Genomic DNA, 6,119 nt, shown 5'->3' with positions numbered 1-6,119 from the left:
TGCCCCGCCTCGGTCAGCGCAGCAGCACTTCGCGCAGCGCGGCATAGTCAGCCGCGAGCGGTTCAGCGTGCGCTGGCCGCTGCAACAGCGCACCCAATGCCGGCGGCACCGCCACCGGGGCGCCGATCAACGGCTCGACCACCGCTTCGAACTTGGCCGGATGCGCGGTGGCCACCACCGCCCAGTCGCCCTTGGCGCCGCGTGCACGCAGGTCCTGCAGGACCTTGACCGCCGTGGCCGTATGCGGGCAGAACAGCTCGCCACCGCTGGCGTGCGCCGCAGCAATGGTGGCGCGGATGGTGACGTCGTCCACCGCGAACGCACGGAAGGCTGCGCGCAGTTCGGCATCGTCGCCGTGGTAGAGCCAGCGCAGGCGCTCGAAGTTGCTCGGCGCACCCACATCCATCGCATTGGCCACCGTGGCGACGCTGGGCTGGGGATGGTAGTCACCGCCATTGAAGTAGGCCGGAAGTACCGCATTGGCATTGGTGGCCAGCACGATCTGCCCGATCGGCACACCCAGTGCGCGCGCCAGCACTGCGGCCATCGCGTTGCCGAGGTTGCCGGTCGGCACCACCAGATTGAGCCGGCGACGGGTTTCGGCATGATGGGTCAGTGCCGCATGCGCGTAGTAGCTCATCTGCGGCAGCAGGCGGCCCAGGCTGATGCTGTTGGCCGAGCTCAACGGCACCTGCACCTGCAGTTCGCGGTCGGCCAGCGCCTGCTTGACCATCGCCTGGCAATCGTCGAATGCACCGGCCACCCGCAGGGCCTGGATGTTGTCGCCGAAACAGCCGAGCTGGTGCGCCTGCCGTGGCGACACGCGGCCATCCGGATACAGCACCACCACGCGCACGCCGGGTTGGCGATGGAACGCCGCTGCCACCGCTGCACCGGTATCACCGGATGTGGCAACGACAATCGTCAGGTCGCGGCCCTTGCACGCCTGCAGCCGCGACAGCGTAGCAGCGAGGAAGCGCGCACCGATGTCCTTGAACGCCGCCGTCGGCCCATGGAACAGCTCCAGCACGTGGTCACCGCCGCCGAGCGGGCGCAGCGGCACCGGGAAGTCGAACGCTTCGCGGCAGATCGCCGGAAGCGCGGTCTCAAGTGCGTCGCCAGCAAAGAACGGTGCCAGCAGATCGGCGGCGGTATCGGCCAGGGTCGGCCCGGCCTGCAGTTCGCGGGCGGCCGGCAGAAGCGCGGGGACATACAGCCCGCCATCGGGCGCCAATCCGGCGGCGATCGCCGCGCTGAGGCCGACGGCCGGAGACTGGCCGCGGGTCGAAACAAATTGCATGGGTTCGGTATCCAGAGAAGGGGAAGGATTCAGCACAGCCGGGCTCCCGGCGCATCCAGCGGCGATACCCAGGCGTCGCTGTCGAAGCCGGCCGCAGCGAACGCTGCCTGCACCGGCGCCGCAGCGGCACGCGCCTGGTCGGCATCCTCGAACCAAGCGAACACGCTGGGTCCGGCGCCGGAGATGCCCGCACCCATTGCATGGGACGACAGCGCCGCATCACGGGCGGCTTCGAAGCCGGCAATCAGTCCGGCCCGTCGCGGTTCGACCAGCACATCGCGCAGGCCCGCGCGTACCAGCGCCGCGTCGCTGCGATGGCAGCCACTGAGCACCAGCGCGAGGTTCGCGCTCTGTGCCACGAACTCGCCCAGCGCATAGCTGCCCTGCAGGGCCTGGCGGGCACGGCGCGTTTCCAGCACCGCGTGCGGATGCACCAGCAGGCTGTGCCAGCTGGCAGGCACCGGGATCGGCAGCAGGCGATCGGCGGTGCACAATGCCAGTCCCCCCAGTAGCAGCGGACCGACGTTGTCACCGTGGCGGCCGCCACTGGCCACCGCCTCGCCATCCAGCGCATGCGGGTACAACGCTTCGCGTGGCAGCGGCGCATCCAGCAGCGCATTGGCCGCGACCAGCGCCGCAACACTCGACGCCGCCGAGCCGCCCATGCCGGAGCCGAACGGAATGCCCTTGTCGATCTCGACGGCGAAACCGAAGTCCAGGCCCAGCCGTTCGCGCAGCGACATCAACGCAGCACCCGCCGTGTTCCCGGCCGCGTCCAGCGGCAGTTCCACCGCGCTGCCACGGATCGCCTCGATGCGCACCACCGGTTCGTCGATCCGGCGCACGCTTACGGTATCGCCGACCCCGGCGATGGCATGGCCGAGAATGTCGAATCCCACTGCCACGTTGGCCACCGAGGCGGGTGCGTATGCACGTGCGATCACAGGCGCGCTCCTTCACCGGCCGCCACACGCAGCAGATCGGCGAATACACCGGCCGCGGTGACTTCCGGGCCAGCCCCCGGCCCCTGCACAACCAGTGGGTTGTCGCAGTAGCGGCGGGTACGGAACTGCACCACGTTGTCGGTCAGCCGCAGATTGGCGAAGGCGTGGTCGGCCGGCAGCTCCTGCAGGCCCACCGAGGCACCGTCGGCGCCGAGCTTGGCGACATAGCGCAGCACGGCGCCACGCGCGCGTGCCTCCTGCAGCCGCTGCAGCAGGCTGGCATCGGACTCGCCCAGCCTGGCCATGAACGCATCCACGCTGCCATCGCGCAGCAGGGCCGGCACCAGGCTTTCCACCTGCACCTGCTCCAGGCTGAGCGCGTGGCCGGCCTCGCGGGCCAGGATCACCAGCTTGCGCGCCACGTCCACGCCGGACAGATCATCGCGCGGGTCCGGTTCGGTGTAGCCCATCGACCGTGCCTGCGCGACCAGCGCCGAGAACGGCTGGCTGCCATCGAAGCGGTTGAACAACCAGGCCAGCGTGCCGGAGAAGATGCCCTCGATCGCCAGCACCTCGTCACCGGTATCCACCAGGTCGCGCAGCGTGGTGATGACCGGCAGGCCCGCACCCACCGTGGCCTCGTAACGGAAACGCGCGCCACTGGCCGCCGCCGCGGCACGGATGCGCTGGTAGCGCGGCAACGGCCCTGCGCCGGCCTGCTTGTTCGGCGTGACCACATGGATGCCGGCGGCCAGCCAGCCCTCGTAGCGCTCGGCCACCTCGGCACTGCCACTGCAGTCGATCACCACCGCGTGCGGCAGGTGCGCAGCCAGCAGATGCTCGGTGAAGCGATCCAAGTCGCTGGACTCGCCGGCTTCCTGCAATGCCTGGCGCCAATCGGCATGCAGGCCGTCCACTTCCAGGCGCATGCGCGAACGCGAGGCCAGCGCACGCAGGCGCAGGTCGACATTGGCCTTGGCCAGCAACTGCGGGCGCGCGGCCAGCAGCTGGTCCAGCAGCGCGGCACCGACATTGCCCGGCCCGATCACTCCCACCGCGAAGGTCTGCGGCGACAGCCAGAAGCCCGCATGTGCGGCGCGCAGCGCGCGGGTGGCATCGGCACTGTCCACTGCCACCGAGATGTTGCGCTCGGACGAGCCCTGCGCGATCGCCAGGATGTTCACCTGCGCACGGCCCAGCGCCTCGAACAGGCGCGCCGCCACACCGGGCTGGCCGGCCATGCCGTCACCGACCGCGGCCAGCACGCTGACCCCCTCGCTGACCTGCACGCGCTGCACCTGGCCCACCGACAACTCATGCGCGAACACATGCAGCAGGGCGTCGCGACCGCGCGCAGCTTCGGCGGCACGCACCACGCAGCAGATTGAATGTTCCGACGAACCCTGCGAGATCATCACCACCGACACCTGCGCCTGGCGCAGGGCGGCGAACACGCGCTCGGCGGTACCCGGCACGCCAATCAGGCCGGTGCCTTCCAGGTTCAGCAGGGCCAGCCCGGGGCTCAGGGTCAGGCCCTTCACCGGCCCGCGCGGCGAGCGCTCGGCGCTGATGCGCGTGCCCGGATGCGCCGGCTGGAAGGTGTTGCGGATGAAGATCGGCAGCCCGAGGCGGATGGCCGGTGACATCGTCTGCGGGTGCACCACCTTGGCGCCGAAGTAGGCCAGTTCGCAGGCCTCGTCGTAGCTGAGCGATTCCAGCTGCACGGCCTCGGGCACCAGCCGCGGGTCGGCTGACAGCACGCCGTCGACGTCGGTCCAGATGTGCAGTTCATCGGCGTTGAACAGCGCGGCGAAGATCGCACCGGAGTAGTCGCTGCCGTTGCGGCCAAGCGTGGTGATGCGGTCATCGCGATCACGCGCGACGAAACCGGTGGCGACCAGGCGCCGCTGCGGATGCTGCAGCCGCCACTTGGCCAGGCGGTCGGCGCTGGCTTCCCAGTCGACATCGACGCCCAGTTCGCCATGCCCGACCACCAGCACCTCGCGCGCATCGAGCACAGCGCAGTCTTCGCCGCGTGCACGCAGATGCGTGCCCAGCAGCTGCGCGGAGAACACTTCACCCAGGCCCTGCACGCGATCGAGCACTTCACGGGGCAGCTCGCCGATCACCGCCAGCGCGGCCAGCACCTCGGCCAGCTGCTCGAAGCGCGCGTCAATCCATTCCACGGTCTCGCCCACCTGCTCGCCCAGCAGCGCCACTGCAGCGCCACGATGGCGCGCGCGCAGCGCATGCCAGGCCTCGCGCCAGCCTTCATCACCCTTGGCCGCCAGCTGCGCCAGCTCGATCAACGCATCGGTGACGCCCTTCATCGCCGAGACGACGGTGACCTGCAGCGATTCGGGACGGGCCAGCAGCAGGCCGGCAACATGGCGATAGCGTTCGGCATCGGCCACCGAGGTGCCGCCGAACTTGTGCACGACAGTGGACGGTGCAGCCAGGTCGGCCGGGGCAACGGAATGGGCGGGGGCGTGGGAAGACATGCAGACCTCGGTAGGAGGCCCCGTCGCATGCAGGTGTCGAGTTTCCCCGCCACCTGTATGGTGCGGGGCCGTGGTTTTCGGGAGTTACACGAAGACGACGGGCCGCACCAGGGCAGTGGTGACGGTGGTGGTGGTAATGGTGGTGGTGGCGACCGGCGCAGTCGAACGGCCCGCAGTGGCGGGGGCGTTCAGGCTGGCGTGGGCGGCATCAAGGACCATGGCGCACAGAAAACACCGCGCGCCCTGCCGCTGTCAAGTGCTGCGATGCAAAAATGCGCTGCCGCGATCATCGGCCAACGTGCCGGCATTTGGTTGCATCTGAGACAAAGCAGCCATCAGCACGCTTGACGGTCGCATTCAGCCCGCATGTTCGGCGATCGCCCGCGGTGCGCGATGGGCGTGCGCGCACAACATCACCCCGGCCACCAGGAACACGATCGCCAGCGCCTCCAGCAGTGAGGGCCAGCGCTGTTGCCAGGCAAAGGCATAGAGCAGCGCGAACAGCGTCTCGAACACGATCATCTGGCCGGTGAGGGTCAATGGCAGCAGGCGGCTGGCGCGGTTCCAGAACGCGTTGCCAAGGATCGAGGCAATCACCGCCACGCCGGCACTGATCGCCCAGAAGCCGCCCCACTGCGCTGGCGCGTGGCTGCCGGTGTGGCCGATGAAGGCCATCGGCACCAGCAGCAGGGCCAGGCCACCGGTGGTAACGCCCGTCAGCAGCGACCAGTCGTGGCTGGACAGATCGGGCCGCCGCGCCAGCCAGCGGCTGTTGCCGATCGAGTACAGCGCCCACGAGAACAGCGCACCGAACGCACACAACAGGCCGATCAGGCGCTGACGCCAGGGTGTCGCCAGGTGTTCGGACATCAGCGCTTCCCAGCCGACCAGGGCTACACCGAGCACGCACAGGCCCAGTGCCGGCAACAGCTGCTTCAGCGGCACCGCGCCCTTCTCGCGCACGCCCACCAGGGTCACCACCACCGGGATCAGGCCGACGATGAGCGAGGCCGCCGCACCACCGGCCCACTGTACGGCGGTCGCCAGCAGCAGGAAGTAGACCAGGTTGCCGGCCAGGCTGAGCCACAGCAGGCCCAACCATTCGGCGCGCCCCAACTGTGGCGCCAGCCGCTTCCAGCGCGGTAGCAACAGCGCAACCGCGATCAGGCCATAGACCAGGTAGCGGCCGGCGGACAGTTGCAGGGCATTGAACGACTGCAGCACGGCGGGGGCGAGGAAGACCACGCCCCATAGCGCGCCAGCGGCAACGCCATTGGCGATGCCCCGGGCCATCGGGTTGTTGCGCATTGGAATTCTTCGTGGGGGAAGAGGCCGCGCAGTGTAGTCGGTGGGCGGCGGAGCCCTCTTGACCCA

The 6,119-nt window shown here is 69.5% G+C and carries 4 protein-coding genes; all 4 read right to left on the bottom strand.

The genetic code is table 11. The features are described 5' to 3' along the window. Positions 1–13: 13 nt before the first annotated feature. A complete protein-coding gene (gene thrC, locus N7590_RS09825) occupies positions 14–1,300 on the bottom strand; it encodes a threonine synthase (RefSeq protein WP_164241103.1) in 1,287 nt (428 codons plus the stop codon). Between the two features lie 29 nt (positions 1,301–1,329). Next, positions 1,330–2,244: a homoserine kinase gene (locus tag N7590_RS09820; protein ID WP_053510098.1), complete on the bottom strand. Its 915-nt coding sequence runs from the start codon at positions 2,242–2,244 to the stop codon at positions 1,330–1,332. Continuing rightward, a complete protein-coding gene (thrA, locus tag N7590_RS09815; RefSeq protein ID WP_164241102.1) occupies positions 2,241–4,745 on the bottom strand; it encodes a bifunctional aspartate kinase/homoserine dehydrogenase I in 2,505 nt (834 codons plus the stop codon). Before thrA ends, N7590_RS09820 begins: the two co-directional genes overlap by 4 nt. A gap of 357 nt (positions 4,746–5,102) precedes the next feature. Continuing rightward, positions 5,103–6,053 carry a DMT family transporter gene (locus tag N7590_RS09810; RefSeq protein ID WP_053510093.1) on the bottom strand — a complete coding sequence of 317 codons (951 nt, stop codon included), beginning with the start codon at positions 6,051–6,053 and terminating at the stop codon, positions 5,103–5,105. Positions 6,054–6,119: the final 66 nt, after the last annotated feature.

Source organism: Stenotrophomonas sp. GD04024, from assembly GCF_029837545.1.
Classification (GTDB): Bacteria; Pseudomonadota; Gammaproteobacteria; order Xanthomonadales; family Xanthomonadaceae; genus Stenotrophomonas; species Stenotrophomonas forensis.
This window is presented reverse-complemented; position numbering and strand designations above follow the sequence as displayed.

Coding starts and splice junctions, on each gene's coding strand:
- thrC (WP_164241103.1), bottom strand. CDS start 1,300: ATGCAATTTGTTTCGACCCGCGGCCAGTCTCCGGCCGTCGGCCTCAGC.
- N7590_RS09810 (WP_053510093.1), bottom strand. CDS start 6,053: ATGCGCAACAACCCGATGGCCCGGGGCATCGCCAATGGCGTTGCCGCT.
- thrA (WP_164241102.1), bottom strand. CDS start 4,745: ATGTCTTCCCACGCCCCCGCCCATTCCGTTGCCCCGGCCGACCTGGCT.